At 65.9% G+C, this 17,346-nt stretch carries 13 protein-coding genes; 6 read left to right on the top strand and 7 right to left on the bottom strand.

Going from position 1 to position 17,346, the window contains the following annotated elements:
- Positions 1-25: 25 nt before the first annotated feature.
- Both AC1RGE_RS04840 and AC1RGE_RS04835 read left to right on the top strand, forming a co-directional pair.
- Complete coding sequence (locus AC1RGE_RS04840) at positions 26-1,114, top strand: polyamine ABC transporter substrate-binding protein (protein WP_011061240.1); 1,089 nt, start codon at positions 26-28, stop codon at positions 1,112-1,114.
- On the top strand, positions 1,111-2,424 hold the full coding sequence (locus AC1RGE_RS04835) for an NAD(P)/FAD-dependent oxidoreductase (RefSeq protein WP_019095529.1): 1,314 nt from the start codon (positions 1,111-1,113) through the stop codon (positions 2,422-2,424). Before AC1RGE_RS04840 ends, AC1RGE_RS04835 begins: the two co-directional genes overlap by 4 nt.
- 118 nt (positions 2,425-2,542) lie before the next feature.
- Here the strand turns inward: AC1RGE_RS04835 and AC1RGE_RS04830 are convergent, their stop codons facing one another.
- Complete coding sequence (locus AC1RGE_RS04830) at positions 2,543-3,490, bottom strand: alpha/beta fold hydrolase (RefSeq protein WP_065364020.1); 948 nt, start codon at positions 3,488-3,490, stop codon at positions 2,543-2,545.
- Positions 3,491-3,612: 122 nt separating this feature from the next.
- Entirely contained in the window at positions 3,613-4,356 is a 744-nt protein-coding gene (locus AC1RGE_RS04825) for a TetR/AcrR family transcriptional regulator (RefSeq protein WP_011061237.1), read from the bottom strand.
- A 355-nt stretch (positions 4,357-4,711) separates the two neighbouring features.
- Between AC1RGE_RS04825 and AC1RGE_RS04820 the strand changes: the two genes are divergently transcribed.
- The 4 genes from AC1RGE_RS04820 to AC1RGE_RS04805 are packed head-to-tail and all read left to right on the top strand — an operon-like array spanning position 4,712 to position 9,380.
- The gene (locus AC1RGE_RS04820; protein ID WP_011061236.1) at positions 4,712-5,416 is read left to right on the top strand and encodes an ABC transporter ATP-binding protein; all 705 of its coding nucleotides are present in this window, start codon (positions 4,712-4,714) and stop codon (positions 5,414-5,416) included.
- A complete protein-coding gene (locus AC1RGE_RS04815) occupies positions 5,413-6,612 on the top strand; it encodes an ABC transporter permease (RefSeq protein WP_053158448.1) in 1,200 nt (399 codons plus the stop codon). The genes AC1RGE_RS04820 and AC1RGE_RS04815 overlap by 4 nt, the downstream gene beginning before the upstream one ends.
- Positions 6,605-8,095, top strand: a complete 1,491-nt coding sequence (locus tag AC1RGE_RS04810) for a TolC family protein (protein WP_011061234.1) — start codon at positions 6,605-6,607, stop codon at positions 8,093-8,095. Before AC1RGE_RS04815 ends, AC1RGE_RS04810 begins: the two co-directional genes overlap by 8 nt.
- Complete coding sequence (locus AC1RGE_RS04805) at positions 8,085-9,380, top strand: efflux RND transporter periplasmic adaptor subunit (protein WP_492583502.1); 1,296 nt, start codon at positions 8,085-8,087, stop codon at positions 9,378-9,380. The genes AC1RGE_RS04810 and AC1RGE_RS04805 overlap by 11 nt, the downstream gene beginning before the upstream one ends.
- A gap of 81 nt (positions 9,381-9,461) precedes the next feature.
- Here the strand turns inward: AC1RGE_RS04805 and AC1RGE_RS04800 are convergent, their stop codons facing one another.
- Genes AC1RGE_RS04800 through AC1RGE_RS04780 form a run of 5 tightly spaced genes read right to left on the bottom strand, consistent with a single transcriptional unit; the run spans position 9,462 to position 17,309 of the window.
- Complete coding sequence (locus AC1RGE_RS04800) at positions 9,462-11,165, bottom strand: long-chain-fatty-acid--CoA ligase (RefSeq protein WP_015635569.1); 1,704 nt, start codon at positions 11,163-11,165, stop codon at positions 9,462-9,464.
- 19 nt (positions 11,166-11,184) lie between these two features.
- On the bottom strand, positions 11,185-12,483 hold the full coding sequence (locus AC1RGE_RS04795; RefSeq protein WP_492583501.1) for an acetyl-CoA C-acetyltransferase: 1,299 nt from the start codon (positions 12,481-12,483) through the stop codon (positions 11,185-11,187).
- On the bottom strand, positions 12,483-13,373 hold the full coding sequence (locus AC1RGE_RS04790) for a MaoC family dehydratase (protein WP_011061230.1): 891 nt from the start codon (positions 13,371-13,373) through the stop codon (positions 12,483-12,485). The genes AC1RGE_RS04795 and AC1RGE_RS04790 overlap by 1 nt, the downstream gene beginning before the upstream one ends.
- A gap of 3 nt (positions 13,374-13,376) precedes the next feature.
- Positions 13,377-14,729, bottom strand: coding sequence for a 3-oxoacyl-ACP reductase (locus tag AC1RGE_RS04785; RefSeq protein ID WP_011061229.1), 1,353 nt, complete (start codon positions 14,727-14,729; stop codon positions 13,377-13,379).
- Between the two features lie 30 nt (positions 14,730-14,759).
- Positions 14,760-17,309, bottom strand: a complete 2,550-nt coding sequence (locus AC1RGE_RS04780; RefSeq protein WP_492583499.1) for an acyl-CoA dehydrogenase — start codon at positions 17,307-17,309, stop codon at positions 14,760-14,762.
- Positions 17,310-17,346 lie beyond the last annotated feature (37 nt).

Genomic DNA, 17,346 nt, shown 5'->3' with positions numbered 1-17,346 from the left:
AAAAACAACCCGAAGAGGTGTCGATATGCGTCTTTTGAAAGCAGTGGTCCCGGCAGCATTAGCGGTCTTGTGCAGCACCGCCGTCCAGGCACAACCCAGTGTCAGCGTGTACAACTGGACCGACTACATCGGCCAGACCACCCTCGCCGACTTCCAGGGCAAGACCGGGGTCAAGGTGATCTACGACGTCTTCGACTCCAACGAAACCCTGGAGGGCAAACTGCTGGCCGGGCGCACCGGCTACGACGTGGTAGTGCCCTCCAACCACTTCCTGGCGCGCCAGGTGAAGGCCGGCGCGTTCCTCAAGCTCGACCGCTCGCAGTTGCCCAACTGGAAGAACCTGGACCCCAAGCTGCTGGCCCTGCTGGAGCAGAACGACCCCGGCAACCAGTACTCGGTGCCCTACCTCTGGGGCACCAATGGCATCGGCTACAACGTCGACAAGGTCAAGCAGGTACTGGGCATCGACCACATCGACTCCTGGGCGGTGCTGCTGGAGCCTGCGAACCTCAAGAAGCTCCAGCAGTGCGGGGTGTCGATGATGGACTCGCCGGATGAAGTGTTCCCGGCGGTGCTCAACTACCTGGGCCTGGACCCGCGCAGCGAGAACCCCGAGGACTACAAGAAGGCCGAGGCCAAGCTGCTGACCCTGCGCCCCTACATCACCTACTTCCACTCCTCCAAGTACGTTTCGGACCTGGCCAATGGTGATATCTGCATCGCCTTCGGCTACTCCGGCGACGTGTTCCAGGCCGCCAACCGGGCCAGGGAAGCCAAGAACGGGGTGAACATCGCCTATTCGATTCCCAAGGAAGGCAGCAACCTGTGGTTCGACCTGCTGGCGATTCCCGCCGATGCCGGCAACGTCAAGGAAGCCCACGCCTTCATCAACTACCTACTGGACCCGCAAGTGATCGCCAAGGTCAGCGCCTATGTCGGCTACGCCAACCCCAACCCGGCTTCCCAGCAGTACATGGAGGCCGACCTGGTGAACAACCCCGAGGTCTATCCACCTCAGGCCGTGCTCGACAAGCTGTACATCTCCACCACCCAGTCGCCGGCCATCATGCGCTTGATGACCCGCTCCTGGAGCAAAGTGAAGTCCAACAAATGATTCAGCCAAACCTTTCGGGCAGCGCCAACGGGCATGCCCGCTCCTACTACGCCGCCTCGGCCGGCAGCCTGCCCGGCTACCCGTCGCTGGAGGGCCAACCGAGCGCCGACGTCTGCGTGATCGGCGGCGGTTTCACCGGGGTCAACACCGCCATCGAGCTGGCCCGGCGCGGGCTCTCGGTGATCCTCCTGGAAGCCCGGCGCATCGGCTGGGGCGCCAGCGGGCGCAACGGCGGCCAACTGATCCGCGGCATTGGCCACGAGGTCACAGGCTTTGCCCGCTACGTCGGCCAGGAAGGGGTGAAATACCTCGAGCAGGCCGGCATCGACTCGGTGGAGGTGGTACGCCAGCGCATCAGCGAACATGCCATCGAGTGCGACCTGCGCTGGGGCTTCTGTGAGCTGGCCAACACCCCGGCCCAGTTCGCCGCCTTCCAGGCCGAGCAGGACAGCCTGGTCAGGCTGGGCTACCGCCACCCCACTCGGCTGGTGGCGCCCCAGGACATGCAGCAGGTGGTGGCCTCCTCGGCGTATGCCGGGGGGCTGGTGGACATGGGCTCTGGGCACTTGCACCCGCTCAAGCTGGTGCTGGGCGAAGCGCGGCTGGCAGCGTCCCTGGGGGTGAGGATCTTCGAGCAGAGCCCGGTGCTGGAACTGACCCACGGCGACAGTGTGAAAGTGCGCTGCGCGACCGGCACCGTCACTGCCGGGCACCTGGTGCTGGCCTGCAATGCCCACCTGGAAGACCTCGAGCCGCGGCTCAGTGGCAAGGTACTGCCGGCGGGCAGCTACATCATCACCACCGAGCCGCTGGCCGAGGCCCGGGCCAGGCAACTGATCCCGGACAACCTGGCGCTGTGCGACCAGAAAGTCGGCCTGGACTACTACCGACTGACCGCGGACCGGCGCTTGCTGTTCGGCGGTGCCTGCCACTATTCGGGGCGTGATCCGGCGGATATTGCCGGCTACATGCGCCCCAAGATGCTCAAGGTCTTCCCGCAGTTGCAGGATGTGGCGATCGACTTCCAGTGGGGCGGCAAGATCGGCATCACCGCCAATCGTTTCCCCCAGGTCGGGCGCCTGTCGCAGTACCCCAATGTGTACTACGCCCAGGGCTATTCCGGGCATGGCCTGAACGTCACCCACTGGACTGCGCGGCTACTGGCCGAAGCCATCCATGCCGGCCACAGTCGCGGCCTGGACGTGTTCAGCGGCGTGCCGCACATGACCTTCCCCGGCGGCCCGGCCCTGCGGGCACCACTGCTGGCCCTGGGCATGCTCTGGCACCGGATGCGGGAAATGCTCGGTTGATCGGCCCCCTTCGCTGGCACCACCCGGCCTTGTAGCATCCGGCTTGCCGGCGAACACCTTGCGCCGCACCTGCTGGCGCGTTCGCTGGCACGCCAGCTCCTGCGGGGCGGCGGGCTCCCTAGGTGAACCGGCGCTGCAGGAAATCCAGCAACAGGGCATTGACCTGCTGCGGCCGTTCGTTCTGGATCCAGTGCCCGCAGTCCGCCAGCAGGTGCTGCTCAAGGTCCGCCACCTTGCCCGGCATGCGCTTGAGGGTATGGGCTTCCAGTACACCAACCGGGTCCTGGTCGCCCAGCAGGAACAAGGTCGGTTGCTGGACCTGGGCATCGGCCAGGAACTCGGTGCGCTTCCAGGTCCGCTCGAAATTGCGGTACCAGTTCAGGGCACCGCGAAAGCCGCGCCCGGCGAAGGTCTGGCGATAGGCCTGGAAATCCTCCTCGCTGCACCACTGCGGCAACCCTGCGGGCACCGTCACCCCGTCGAACAACCGGGCATCGGCCGGCTTGGGTTGCAGCAATGCACCGACATTGCCCATGAACAGGCGCAGGCTGGCGTCTATATCGGCGTCCAGTTCCACCTCGGCCACTCCCGGCTGCTGGAAGTAGAGGATGTAGTTGAAATGCTCGCCGTGCACCTGGCGCATGATCTCGCTGGCCGGGCGTTTCGGCCGCCCGGCAAAGGGCACCGACAGGGTCACCAGCGCCGCCACCCGCTGCGGCTCCAGCAGCGCCAGGTGCCAGGCCACGGGGGCGCCCCAGTCGTGGCCGACGATGCACACCCGCTGCTGGCCGAAGGCGTGCATGGCCTGCTGGATATCGGCGCACAGGGTCAGCAGGTCGTAGGCCTGCACCGCCTCGGGAGCCGAGCTGCGGCCATAGCCACGCATTTCCGGGACGAACACCCGGAACCCCGCTGCCACCAGGGCCGGCACTTGATGGCGCCAGGAATGCCAGCACTCGGGAAAACCGTGCAGCAGCCATACCGGCTGCCCGTGTTCCGGGCCGCTGACCCGCACACTGAGCTCGATGCCGTTGACGGCCAGAACATGCTGTTGGGAGGAACTCATGGCGAATGCTCCAAGGCAGATGCAAGGAGCAGAACCTAGCAGATGTGGGCACCTGCCCCGAGAACCATTGACGCTCCGAATGATCCTGCTGCGCTGTCGGGGCCGGGCGGCTCAGCCGGGAATCAGCCGGCCAGGGAATGGGATTGCTGACGGATCAGGCGCTGGGTATCGAGGACTTTCTCCAGGGCCTGCTCGGAATCGGGGTCCTGCATGGGGGCGCGAATCGCCGCCGACACCAGGCTGATGAGCTTGGCCATGACTTCAGCATCGGTGGCCGGGCGTCCAAGGCTCATGGCCTGCATCAGCAGGCGCAGCTCGGTGCCGGCCATGACGCCGGAAATTGCCTTGAGGGCAAATTGCAGGCGCACCCCCAGCTCGTTGCGCGGCAGGTCCGGCAAAGCCAGGGCAAAGGCCTTGAAGAAGCGCTCGAACACCGGCTGGTAATGCTCCTTGAGGTATTCCTGGATAAAGGGCGAAGTATCGCTGTAGACCCGGCCAAGGAAGCGGATGAACGAGCGCCCTTCCACGCCGCCACTCTCGTCGCTGCGCTCGAGGCCCATGGCCGGGGCGAACAGCACCCCCAGCAGGGTTTCGCAGTCCAGCGGGCCCTCGGCCTGTTCCTCGCACTTGGCCAGCAGTTCCAGGCGCTGATCATTGAGTGGCCCCAGGCGCTGCATCAACAGGGCCTTCATCAGCGAATCCTTGTCGCCGAAGTGGTAGTTCACCGCCGCCAGGTTGACCTTGGCCCGCTCGGTGATCTGGCGCAGCAGCACCGCGTCGTAGCCGTACTTGATAAATAATGCCTCGGTCGCTTCCAGCAGTCGGGTCTTGGTGACATTGGGGGCACTGAGTTTCTTGGCGACCATGGAGGACTAACCTTTGCTGGGATGAAAAACTGACCGTTCGAACAGTGTTTTAAAAAAAAATTTGATTTTTTATACCTGCGAGAAGCCCTAAAAGCAAGCGCCCGAGGGACCGTCACGGTGGCCACCGGCCTTTTTGTGACCCGCGGGTTTCTCCGCAAAAAAACCTGGAAAAAGCCCTCAATTACCCGGTTCAGACGGCTGGCGTGGCAGGATGAACGCAGTTACTATTCAAACAATGTTTTTAAAATAATAAATAAAACCAGAGCTTGGCCCTGCCCCTGAATACCCCTGTTGCGTGATCCCTGCGCCCCGTGGTTGTTCAAGCAGCCAGTCGAGCCAGCCGGCGCGGTAAGCGATGACAGAGACGATAATCGAGCAAGGTTTTATCTCCCTGCAGGGCATAGGCAAGAGCTATCGGCTGGCGGAGCAACCGCTCCACATTCTCAAGAACGTCTCCCTTTGCATCGACGCCGGTGAAAGCTGCGCCATCCTGGGTGCCTCCGGCTCCGGCAAAAGCACCCTGCTGAACATTCTCGGCCTGCTGGATCTGCCCGACAGCGGCGACTATCACTTTGCCGGCCACGATATCTTCCGCGCCAGCCCCGACCAGTTGGCGGCGATCCGCAACCAGCAGATCGGCTTCGTGTTCCAGAGCTTCAACCTGCTGCCGCGTCTCAGCGCCCTGGACAACGTCGCCCTGCCCCTGAGCTACCGCGGCGTGGCCCGGCGTGATTCCCTGGAGCGGGCCATGCACATGCTCGACCAGGTAGGCCTCGGGCAACGCGCCGACCACCGCCCGGCGGACCTTTCCGGCGGCCAGCGCCAGCGGGTGGCGATCGCCCGGGCACTGGTGGGCGAACCCTCGGTGATCCTCGCCGACGAACCCACCGGCAACCTCGACAGCCACACCGCCCAGGACATCATGGACCTGCTGCTGGCGCTGAACCGCGAGCGCCGGGTGACCCTGATCATCGTCACCCACGACCCCAATATCGCCCAGCGCCTGGAACGGCAGATCCGTGTCACCAATGGCGTGGTGCAGGAGGTCTGCCCGGCATGAGCCTCAAGGTCGAGCAAAGCGCCAGCCAGCTGCTGCACGAAGCCTTCGTCAGCCTGCGCACCCTGGGCAAGCGTTCGATCCTGGCCCTGCTGGGCATCGTCATCGGCAGTTCCTCGGTGGTGGCACTGATCAACATCGGCCACAACGCCGCCGAGGACGCCGCGGCGATCTTCCAGAACATGGGCACCGACACCCTGGTGGCCCGCTTTCCCGCCAGCGCCGACAGCCGCACGCCGCTGCCCGCGGCCCTGGACACCCGGGCGCTGAGCCAGGCGGTGCCTAGCCTGATCAACATTGCCCCGACGGTGTTGCTCAGCGCCACGCTTATTCGCAATGGCCGCTCCGCCAACGCCAGCGTGGTGGGCGCGACCGCCGAGCTGGCGCCGGCCATGCGTCTGCAGTTGCGTGAGGGGCGCTTTCTCTCGGACTTCGATCAGAACGAAATCTATGCGGTGATCGGCCATCAGGTGGCTCAGACCCTGGGCGCCGCCGGGGCCCCGCTGCAACTGGGGGACCGGGTGCGGATCAACGACTACCTGTTCCTGGTCATCGGTATCCTGCAGAACCAGCCCAGCGCGGTGCTGGTGCCAATCCAGGCCAATGACTCGGTGTTCCTGCCCCAGGGCAGCATGCGGCGGATTTTCCCTTCGCCACAGATCGACAACGTGGTGACCCGGGTCGCCGGTGGCCAGAACATGGAGCAGGTCGCCGCGGCCATGACCCAGGCCTTGAAAAAGATCCTGCGCGGACGTGAGGTGGAAGTGCAGGTACCGCAGCAGATCATCGACGGCATGACCCGGCAGAGCCGCACCTTTGGCTACCTGCTGATGGCCCTGGGCGGCATTTCCCTGGTGGGGGGTGGCGTGGGGGTGATGAACGTGATGCTGATGAATGTCTCGGAGCGCCGCCGCGAGATCGGCATCCGCATGGCCCTGGGCGCCCGGCAAAAGGACATCCGCAACCTGTTCCTGCTGGAGGCGGTCAGCCTGACCGCAGTCGGCGCCCTGTCGGGGGCGATACTGGGGGTCGCCTCGGCCTTTATCTACGCCCGGATGTCCGGCTGGCACTTCTCCCTGGCGGGAGCCGCACTGCCGCTGGGAATCGGTAGCACCCTGCTGGTGGGCCTGTTTTTCGGCCTGTACCCGGCCATTTCGGCATCCAGACTGCAACCGGTGGAGGCGTTGCGCGATGAATGACTGGCGCCTGCGAACACTCGCCTGCCTGTGCCTTTTGTACTTGCCGGCGCTCAGCGCCGATGAGCGGGTGGATCGCCCTTCCGCTCCCACCATGCGCAGCGACTACTCGCGCAGCGCCCTGCTCAGCCAGCAGGTCACCGACCTGACCCTGGGGGACGCGGTCTACCTGGGCTTGCGCAACAACCGCAGCATCCGCAGTTCGTACCTGCAGCGGGTGGCGCAGAAGTTCGACCTGCGGGTGGCCGAGGATGTGTTCAACCCCAAGCTGCTGATCACCGGCAACTACCGCACCACCCGGGGCAGCAGCGACACCACGCAGAACCTCAACATGGCCCCGGCCACCAGCCTGTTGAGCGAGTACGGCACGCGCCTGAGCATGGCCTGGATCCAGGACCTGAACAAAGCCGATCGGGCCGGCCGCCAGCGCAGCGACGGCCTGGACCTGGCGATCATCCAGCCATTGCTGCGCGGCGCCGGCTGGGACGTGACCACCGCGCCGTTGCGCCTGGCGCGCATCACCGAACAAAGCAACCGCCTCAACCTCAAGGCCGGGGTCGCCCAGACGATCACCGCGATCATTACCACCTACCGCGAGCTGCTGCGCTCCCAGGAACAGCTGACCATCGCCCAGGAAGCCCTCAAGCGCGCCAATGCCCTGCTGGAAGTCAACCGCGCGCTGATCAGCGCCGGGCGCATGGCCGAGTTCGAGATCGTGCAGACCGAAGCCGACATCGCCAGCCAGGAGCTGGGGGTGGAGGAAGCGCGCAACCAGGTGGACGTCAACCGCCTGTCGCTGCTGCGTCTGCTGGCCCTGGACATGTCCAGCCGGATCCACGCCAGCGAGGCCCTGCAGGCGGCCAAGATCAGCATCGACCAGCGCGAGGCCCTGCGCCTTGCGCAGATCCAGCAGCCCGAATACCTGGCTACCCTGCTGGGCAGCCAGCAGGCCGATCTGAACCTGGTGATCGCCAAGGACCAGTCGCGCTGGGACGTATCCCTGGTGGCCGGGGCCAACCAGACCCGCAGCCGCTATGACAATGACACCAGCAACGGTTCGGACCGGCGCTGGGACAGCTACGCCGGGGTCCAGGTGCAGATTCCCATTGGCGACCTGAGTACCCGCCAGGCCGAGGTCCACGCCCGGGTCAATGTGGAGAACCAGGAAATCCTCCTGGCCGATGCCCGCCAGGTGCTGGAGCGTGACGTCAACAACGTGGTGCGCGACCTGGGCACCCGCTGGCGCCAGTACGAGATTGCCCAGCGCGCCAGCGAACTGTCCAAGCGCAAGCTGGACATCGAACGGGAAAAGCTCAGTGCCGGCCGTTCCAGCAACTTCCAGGTGCTGAGTTTCGAGGGTGACCTGCGCAACGCCGAGAATGCCCGGCTCAATGCGCTGATCGCCTACCTGAACGCCCAGACGCAACTGGACCTGACCCTGGGCATGACTTTGGAGAGCTGGGACATTGCGCTCAATGACTTCTGACAAGCCGCAGGCGAGCAAGCGCCGTCGCCATACCCTGCAAGCGCTGGCCCTGGCCGTCGCCCTCGCCGTGGGCGTCGCTGCCCTGGTCACCCTCCAGTCCCCCGCCAGCACTCCGGCCAGCGAGGCCCGCTGGGTCAGCGTGCAAGGCACGGTACTGACTCACCAGATCGGCCTGGTGGGCAAGATCGAACCCCAAAAGACCGTGGTCCTCACCGCCCCGTTCGAAGGCAATGTGCAGGCCAGCCTGGTGGAACAGGGCCAGCGCGTAGAGGCCGGCCAGGTCCTTTTGCAGATGGACCCGGGGCTGGTGGAGATCCAGTCGCGCGAAGCCCTTTCCACCTTGCTCAAGGCCCGCCGTACCGTCCAGGAGCTGCAGGACTGGAACAACGGCGCCGTGGTCACCCGGGCCCGCCGTACCCTGCGCAACTCGCAGATGTCCCTGGCCAATACCGAACGCAAGCTGCGGGAAAGCCAGAACCTGTTCCAGCGCGGAATCATTCCGCGCAACGAGCTCAACGACCAGGAGCAACAGGCACAGATGCAGCGCCTGGACCTGGCCGCCGCCCAGAGTGAATTGCAGCAGGCGCTGAACCAGGGCACGGGGGAATACCGGCAGATTGCCGAAATGGAGTTGACCAACGCCACGGTCAAGTACGACGCCCTGCGCAAACTGCTGGAGCACAAGGACGTGGTCGCCCCCTTTGCCGGCATCGTGGTGCCGCCACCCAATGGCGGCGCGGGCCCGAACACCGCCGGTGCCGCCAACGGTCCGGTGCAGACCGGTTCACGCCTGAGCCCGGGGCAAGTGCTGTTCGGCCTGGCCAACATCGAACAGCTGAAGATCGTCAGCAAGGTGTCGGAGCTGGACATCAACCAACTCCACCAGGGGCAGCGCGTGGAAATTCTCGGTGATGGCTTTGATGGTGAACGCCTGGAAGGCGTGGTGGATATCGTCAGCAGCCTGGCCCTGCCCAACGAAACCGCAGGTGCCGGAGCGCAATTCCCGGTGACCCTGTCGGTGCCCAAGCTCAGCCGCGAACAACTGCAACGGGTGCGCCTGGGCATGAGCGCGCGGCTGACCATCGTTACCTACCGCAACGACCAGGCCATCGTGCTGCCGCCTGCGGCGATCCAGCGCGACGCCGACGGCATGAGCGTGGAATACCGGGCAACGGCCGATCAACCAGGCCAGCGGGTGCCGGTGACCGTGGGCCAATCGACCCCGGAGGGCGTGGAAGTGTTCGGCCTGCAACCGGGCCAGGTTCGCCTGCCCAACGCCTTGTAGGCGCTGGCCTGCCAGCGAAGGCGCCCTCGGGAACGGCGCAAGGCCCAGGGGTCTCTTCGCCGGCAAGCCGGCTCCTGCGGGTCAGCGCAGGGCGCGGCGCAGGACTTTGCCCACGGTGGTCTTGGGCAGCTCTTGGGTACGGAACTCTACATAGCGCGGCACTTTGTAGCCGGTGAGGTATTCCCGGCAGTGGGCCAGCAACTGGTCCTGGGTCAGCGCCGGGTCCTTGCGCACGACGAAGATCTTCACTTTCTCGCCGGTCACATCATCCTCGACGCCAATCGCCGCCACTTCCGCCACCCCGGGGTGCAGGGCCACCACATCTTCGATCTCGTTGGGGTACACGTTGAAACCGGAGACCAGGATCATGTCCTTCTTGCGGTCCACCAGGCGAATGAAGCCCTGCTCGTTCATCACCCCGACATCCCCGGTGGACAGCCAGCCGTGGCGGTCCAGAACCTTGGCGGTTTCCTCCGGGCGCTGCCAGTAGCCCTTCATCACCTGCGGCCCGCGTACCTGCAGCTCGCCCTCCTCGCCCAGCTCGGCCAGTTGGCCGTCCTCGCGCACGAAGCGCACCCAGGTCGAAGGCAGCGGTACGCCGATGGTCCCGGTGAAATCGCCTTCGCGCATGCGCGCAATATCGATCGGGCTGATGCTCACCACCGGTGAGCACTCGGTCAGGCCGTAGCCTTCGATGATCGGCACCCCGGTGACTTCCTTCCAGCGCCGGGCCACCGAGGTGTGGGTGGCCATGCCGCCCGCAATCGCCAACTTCAGGTCGGAGAAATCCCGGCCGCGAAACTCTTCGTTCTCCAGCAGGCCGTTGAACAGGGTGTTGACCCCGACGATGCCGCTGAACTTTTCCTTGCGCAGGATCATCTGCACCCGCTTCACATCACGCGGGTTGGCGATCAGGATGTTGCGCCCGCCCAGGCACATGAACATCAGGCAGTTCACCGTCAGCGACAGCACGTGGTACAGCGGCAACAGGGTGACGTTGGTTTCCTGCTGGTTCTCGTCCAGCTGGTCACCGACCCAGGCCTTGGCCTGCATCAGGTTGGCGAGGATGTTGCGGTGCGTGAGCATGGCGCCCTTGGCATCGCCCGTGGTGCCGCCGGTGTATTGCAGGAAGGCGATGTCGTCCTGCTTGAGTTCCACCGGGCGGTGCTCCAGCACGCTGGCCAGCTTCATCATCGCCGGAAAGCGGATGGCCCCCGGCAGGTTGAATTTCGGCACCTGCTTTTGCACATGGCGCAAGGCGAAGTTCAGGGCTGCGCCCTTGAAGGTGCCCAGCAGGTCACCGATGGCGGCCACCACGATGTTCTTCAATTGGCTGCCCGGCATCGCCTGTTCCAGGGTGTGGGCGAAATTCTCGAAGATCACCACGGTCTCGGCGCCGCTGTCCTTGAGCAGGTGCCGCAGTTCGTGCGCCGTGTACAGCGGGTTGACGTTGACCACCACGGCCCCCACCAGCAGGGTGCCGAACAGGCAGATCGGGTACTGCAGGCAGTTGGGCATCATCAACGCCACCCGGTCGCCCTTCTTCACTCCCTTGGACTGCAACCAGGCGGCGAAAGCGAATACCCGCTTCTCCCACAGGTCGTAGCCCATCTCGGTGCCGATGCTCACATAGGCCACCCGTTGGCGATACTTGTCCACGTGTTCGAGGAACACTTCCCGCAGCGACGGGTAACGGTCGATCTCGGCTTCGATATCGCTGGGCACTCCCGGCAGGTAAGCGTTCAGCCAGATACGCTCGACGGGTTGCAGGCTCACGACACTCATTGGCAGTCTCCTTGTTATTTTATTTTTCGACGATGGCGGTTACGCCCAGCCCGCCTGCTGCACAGATGGAAATCAGCCCGCGGCCGCTGCCGCGCTCATGGATCGCCTTGGCCAGGGTCGCCAGTTGCCGCCCACCGGTGGCGGCGAACGGATGCCCGCAGCCCAGGGAGCCGCCGTTGACGTTGAGCTTGCTGCGCTCGATGCTGCCCAGCGGTCCGTCGAGGCCGAGCTTGTCCCGGCAGTAATCAGCGTCCTCCCAGGCCTTGAGGGTGCACAGCACCTGGGCGGCAAAGGCTTCGTGGATCTCGTAGAAGTCGAAATCCTCCAGGCTCAGGCCCTCCCGGGCGAGCATGCGCGGCACGGCATAGGCCGGGGCCATCAGCAGCCCTTCACTGCCGTCGACAAAGTTCACCGCGGCGGTTTCCCCGGTACGCAGGTAGGCCAGCACCGGCAGGTTGTTGGCCGCCGCCCAGTCTTCGCTGGCCAGCAGCACCACCGAGGCGCCATCGGTGAGCGGGGTCGAGTTGCCGGCGGTCAGGGTGCCGTTGTGCCGGTCGTAGGCCGGACCCAGGCCGGCGAGCTTCTCCAGGCTCGCGTCGGCCCGCAGGTTGTTATCGCGTTTCAGGCCGCGGTACGGGGTGATCAGGTCATCGAAGAAGCCGCGCTGGTAGGCCGCATTCAACTGGTGGTGGCTGGTGAGGGCCAGTTCATCCTGGGCCAGGCGCTTGATCTGCCAGCGCTTGGCCATTTCTTCGCAGTGCTCGCCCATGGACAGCCCGGTGCGCGGCTCGCCGTTGCGTGGCAGCAACGGCTTGAAGAACATCCCCGGGCGCACCTTGAGCAGGCTGCGCAGCTTGTTGCCGGTGCCCTTGGCGCGATTGGCCTGGAGCAAGGTGCGGCGCAGGCCTTCGTTAATGCCGATGGGCGCGTCGGAGGTGGTGTCGGCGCCCCCGGCAATGCCCACTTCGATCTGCCCCAGGGCGATCTTGTTGGCCACCAGCAGCGCCGCCTCAAGCCCGGTGCCGCAGGCCTGCTGCAGGTCATAGGCCGGGGTCTGCGGCGACAGGGTGGTGGACAAGAGACTTTCCCGGGCCAGGTTGAAATCCCGCGAATGCTTGATCACCGCCCCCGCGGCGAACTCCCCCAGGCGCTGGCCCGACAGGCCGTAGCGATCCACCAGGCCCTGCAACGCCGCCACCAGCAGGTCCTGGTTGCTGTCATTGGCATATACCGTGTTGGAACGGGCGAACGGAATCCGGTTACCGCCCAGGATCGCCACCCGGCGTACCGGCGCCGGATTGAAACTGTACTCAGCCATCAACGAGCTCCCCAGATAAATAGACCGCGCATGTGGGGCTTGTCCCCCGCGTTGTTGCGCACTTCGAACTCATGGCGCGGGCCGTCCGGCAGGCGATTCCACAGGGTCACCGCCGCCGGCAGGAAGATCGGCAGCTTGAACTCGCAGTCCAGCTGGGCTGCCGCCAGAGGATGGGGCGGTTGCTGGGCCGCCAGGGCCCGGCCCAGGGTCCACATGCCGTGGGCAATGGGCCGGCGGAAGCCGAACAGCCGGGCGCCCAGCCATGAGGTATGGATCGGGTTGAAGTCGCCGCTGACCTGGGCAAAGCGGCGGCCCAGGTCGCCCCCCAGGCTCCAGCGCTGAGTGCGCACCAAGGCCTGCTCATCCCATTGCAACGAGCCCTCCCAGGGCTCGCCGATGGGCCCGGCTACACCGCGGCGCAGGTACAGGCTGTCGCTTTCCCAGACCAGGCTGCCACCGCTGTGGGCACGGGTGGCAATCGACAGGGCCTGGCCCTTGGGATGGGCCAACCAACGCTCGGCGAACACTTCCAGGCGCAGGGCCTGGCCCTCCTCCAGCCGTTGGTACTGGCGGATGCGGTTGGCCAGGTGGACCATGCCGCTGGCCGGATAGGGAAACGTCGGGCGGGTCAGCAGCAACAGGTGCAGCGGGAACGCCAGGGTGTGGGGAAACGCCAGCGGCACCCCATGTTCCCGGCGAAAGCCGCAGGCCCGGGCGTAGCGGGCTATTTCGTCGGCCTTGAGCTCTACCGCCGGGCGCACCAGGCGCTCCGTCGGCAGTTGGGGCGCGGCGTCCGGCTTGGGCTTGCGCAGGCTGCGGATGCCGTCGTAAAGCAGCTGCCCCCGGGAGGGCGGCGGCTCGATGATGCGAATTGCGGTATCAGCATTCATGGCTCAGGCCCCCAACAGGCTTTGCCCGCAGACGCGGACCACCTGTCCATTGATCCCGCCGGAGGCCGGATGGGCCAGCCAGGCGATGGTTTCCGCCACATCCACGGCCTGCCCGCCCTGGTTCATGGAGTTCATGCGCCGCCCGGCCTCGCGGATCATCAGCGGGATCTTCGCGGTCATCTGGGTTTCGATAAAACCCGGGGCCACGCCATTGACCGTGATCTGCTGGCGCGCCGCCAAAGGGGCGAGGTTCTGCACCAGGCCGATGACCCCGGCCTTGGACGTGGCGTAGTTGCTCTGCCCGAGGTTGCCGGCGATCCCGGAAATCGACGAGACGCAGACGATGCGCCCGCCGGGATTCAGGCCCTGGCCTTCCAGCAGCGCCTGGCTGAGCAGCAGCGGCGCTTCCAGGTTGACCGCCATGACCTTGCGCCACGCTGCCTCGGTCATCTTCGCCAGGGTCTTGTCCTGGGTGATGCCGGCGTTGTGCACCACGATATCGAAGGCGCCGTGCTCGCCGACGAACTCCAGCAAGCGTTGCCCGGCGTTGGCCGCGGTGATGTCCAGGGCCAGGGCGCTGCCCTTGATCCCGGCAGCCGCCTGCTGCAGCTCGGCCTCGCTCTGGGGAATGTCCAGGCACACCACCTGGGCGCCCTCCCGGGCCAGGACCTTGGCAATGGCCAGGCCGATGCCGCGGCAGGCCCCGGTGACCAGTGCCCGGCGCCCGCCCAGGGGCTGTTGCCAATCGATGTGCCGGGGCACTTCCACCGGCTCGCCGATGCGCACCACCTGCCCCGATACATAGGCCGAGCGGCGCGACAGGAAGAACCGCAGGCTGCTGTCCAGCTCGGCTTCGGCGCCGGGCTCGACGTACAGCAACTGCACCGTGATGGCCCGACGCAGCTCCTTGCCCAGGGAACGCACGAAGCCTTCCAGGGCCCGTTGCGCCACCGCCTGGGCCAGTTCCTTGCAGTGCTCCGGCGGCGTACCCAGCACCAGCACCCGGCCGTGGGCAGTCAGGCGCCGCACATTGGCGTGGAAGAAGCGGTACAGCTCGTCCAGCTGGGCGATGTCGGCCACCCCACTGGCATCGAACACCAGGCCCTGGACCTTCACCGTGGAAGGCGCGGTGATACTTGCGGCCTGGGCCGCCACGGTGTCGGTGGCGGCGAAGATCCGTTGCAGCTCGCCCAGCAGGCGCCCCTCGGGCGCTGCGGCGAGGACCACCGGGTTGAGCAGGTTGCCGCCCTGCCCCTCGCGGTGCCGTTGCAGCGGCACCGGTTGCGGCAGGCCGGTGCGCTGGGCCAGCCAGCGGCCCCAGCCGGAATTGACGAACGAAAGATAACCGTCAGACATAAAGAGATCCCGATCCAATCCTGTAGAGGGTCAATAGGCCGAATCGCTGGCGGCCACTGCGTCTTCGCTGCTGGCCGCGCGTTTGCGCGAGGCCGGCTTGGCGCTTTGCTCGAAGTGCGCCTGACGCTGTTGCAGGGCTTCGAGCAGACCGAAGTCCTGGGGGAAGTCGTCGACCTGGATCGCGTGGTCGCCGTATTCCACATAGCGCCCCAGCAGCTCGTCCTCGTCCGGGCTGATCAGCTGCAGCTCCAGGGCCTTGACCCGCCAGATCACGAAGGCCTCGCGGGAGATCGGCAACGGTGCCAGGCTGCCCTGCTTGATCGCCGGCTTGAGCCGCGCCTCGATCAGGTCCACCTGTGGCTGCAGGCGGAACGCCAGTTCGCCATAGGCCAGCTTGTCGATGTCCGGCTGCGGGATGTAGGAGTCGGCCAGCAGGCGGTCGCGGGTCGGGCCCGGGGTCTGCACCAGTTCGGCGACTTGCGCCAGCAGGCGGTCCGACGGCTTGTGCTGGGGAATGCCCAGGGGAAAGCTCAGGCCACGGATGATCCGCGCGGCAGCCTTGGACGGATAGTTGTCCAGCACTTCGGCCAGGGCTTCATGGGCCCGCAGCAGGCAGTCCTGGGCGGCCCAGTGCACCAGCGGCAGGTCGGCCTGCGGCCGGCCATCGTCCTCGAAGCGCTTCAACACGCAGGACAGGATGTACAGCTGGGACAGAATGTCCCCCAGGCGCCCGGTGATGCTTTCCTTGCGCTTGAGGGCACCGCCCAGCACGCCCATGGAAATGTCCGAGGCCAGGGCCAGGACCACCGACAGACGCTGGATCTGCCGGTAATAGGCGGCCAGGGCCTTGTCGGTATTGCCCGGGGCCTTGATCAGGCGCCCGCCAGTGACCGCGTGCACGGCAGCGCGCACGGTGTTGGCGAAGACGAAGCTGATATGGCCGAACATCGCGCTGTCGAACGCTTCCAGGCCCTTGCGCCCGGTATCCCGGGCCGCTTCCATCTCGCGAAAGACATAGGGGTGGCAACGGATCAGCCCCTGGCCGTAGATGATCAGGCAGCGGGTCATGATGTTCGCGCCTTCCACGGTGATGGCGATCGGGCTTTGCTGGTAGGCCCGGGCCAGGAAGTTGTTGGGCCCCATGCAGATGCCCTTGCCGGCAACGATGTCCATGCCGTCATTGACCATGGCCCGGGCGCGCTCGGTGACGTGGTACTTGGCGATGGCCGAGATCACCGAGGGCTTCTCGCCGGCATCCAGGGACGCCACCGAGACCTTGCGCACCGCGTCGCAGGCATACAGGTGCCCGGCCATGCGGGCCAGGGGCGCCTGCACCCCTTCGAACTTGCCGATGGGCAGGCCGAACTGCTTGCGCATCGCCGCGTAGGCCGTGGTGCCGCGCACCGCCACCTTGCCCAGGCCGACGTTGGCCGAGGGCAGGGAAATGGCGCGCCCGGCGGCCAGGCATTCCATCAGCATGCGCCAGCCGTTGCCCACCTGGTCGCCACCGCCGATCACCCATTCCAGGGGGATGAACACATCCTTGCCGGTGGTCGGGCCATTCTGGAACACCGCATTCAGCGGCCAGTGGCGACGCCCGGTATTGACCCCGGGATGAGTGGTGGGAATCAGCGCGCAGGTGATCCCCAGGCTGCCCTGGGTGCCCAGCAGGCCGTCCGGGTCCTCGGCGCGAAACGCCAGGCCCAGCACCGTGGCGATCGGGCCCAGGGTGATGTAGCGCTTGTCCCAGGTAACCCGGAAGCCCAGCACTTCCTGGCCCTCGAACTGGCCTTTGCAGACCACGCCGGTATCGGGAATGGCCCCGGCGTCGGAGCCGGCATAGGGGCTGGTCAGGGCGAAGCAGGGAATGTCTTCGCCCCGGGCCAGGCGCGGCAGGTAATGCTGGCGCTGGGCCTCGGTACCGTAGTGCAGCAGCAGTTCGGCCGGGCCCAGGGAGTTGGGCACCATCACCGAGATCGCCGCCGCCGAGCAGCGGGTGGAGAGCTTCATCACCACTTGGGAGTGAGCGTAATGGGAGAAGCCTTTGCCGCCGTACTGCTTGGGAATGATCATCCCCAGGAAACCCGCGTCCTTGGTGTATTGCCAGGCCTTGGGCGAGAGGTCCTGCCAGACCTGGGTGGTTTCCCAGTCGTTGGCCATGTCGCACAGGGTTTCCACTTCGTTGTCCATGAACGCCTGCTCTTCGGCGCTCAGGCTGGCCGGCGCGGCGCCTATCAGACGCGACCAGTCGGGCTTGCCGCTGAACAGCTCGGCATCCCACCAGACCGTGCCGGATTCGATGGCCGCGCGCTCGGTGTCGGACATGGCCGGCATGATCTTGCGGAACATGACCAGGGCACGACGGGTCAGCAAGGCCCGACGCAGCGGCTTGACGCTCAGCAGCGCAGCCGGCAGCACCACCAGCAGCACCGCGAGGCTGATGCCCAGCGAGCCCACCAGGCCCAACCAGTGCCCTGCCCCCAGCCAGACCAGGGCCGAGCCCAGCCACCAGGATGCCGGGGCCTGCCGATAGGCCAGTGCGAACGCAGCGGCGAGTCCCACCAATAACCAGACAATCATGGAATACCTCTCTTGTTCTATGCAGACGACCACTTGG

Source organism: Pseudomonas sp. GW823-FHT02C05 (assembly GCF_058797595.1).
Note: the sequence above shows the minus strand (reverse complement) of the source record. Positions and strands in the feature narration are given on the sequence as shown.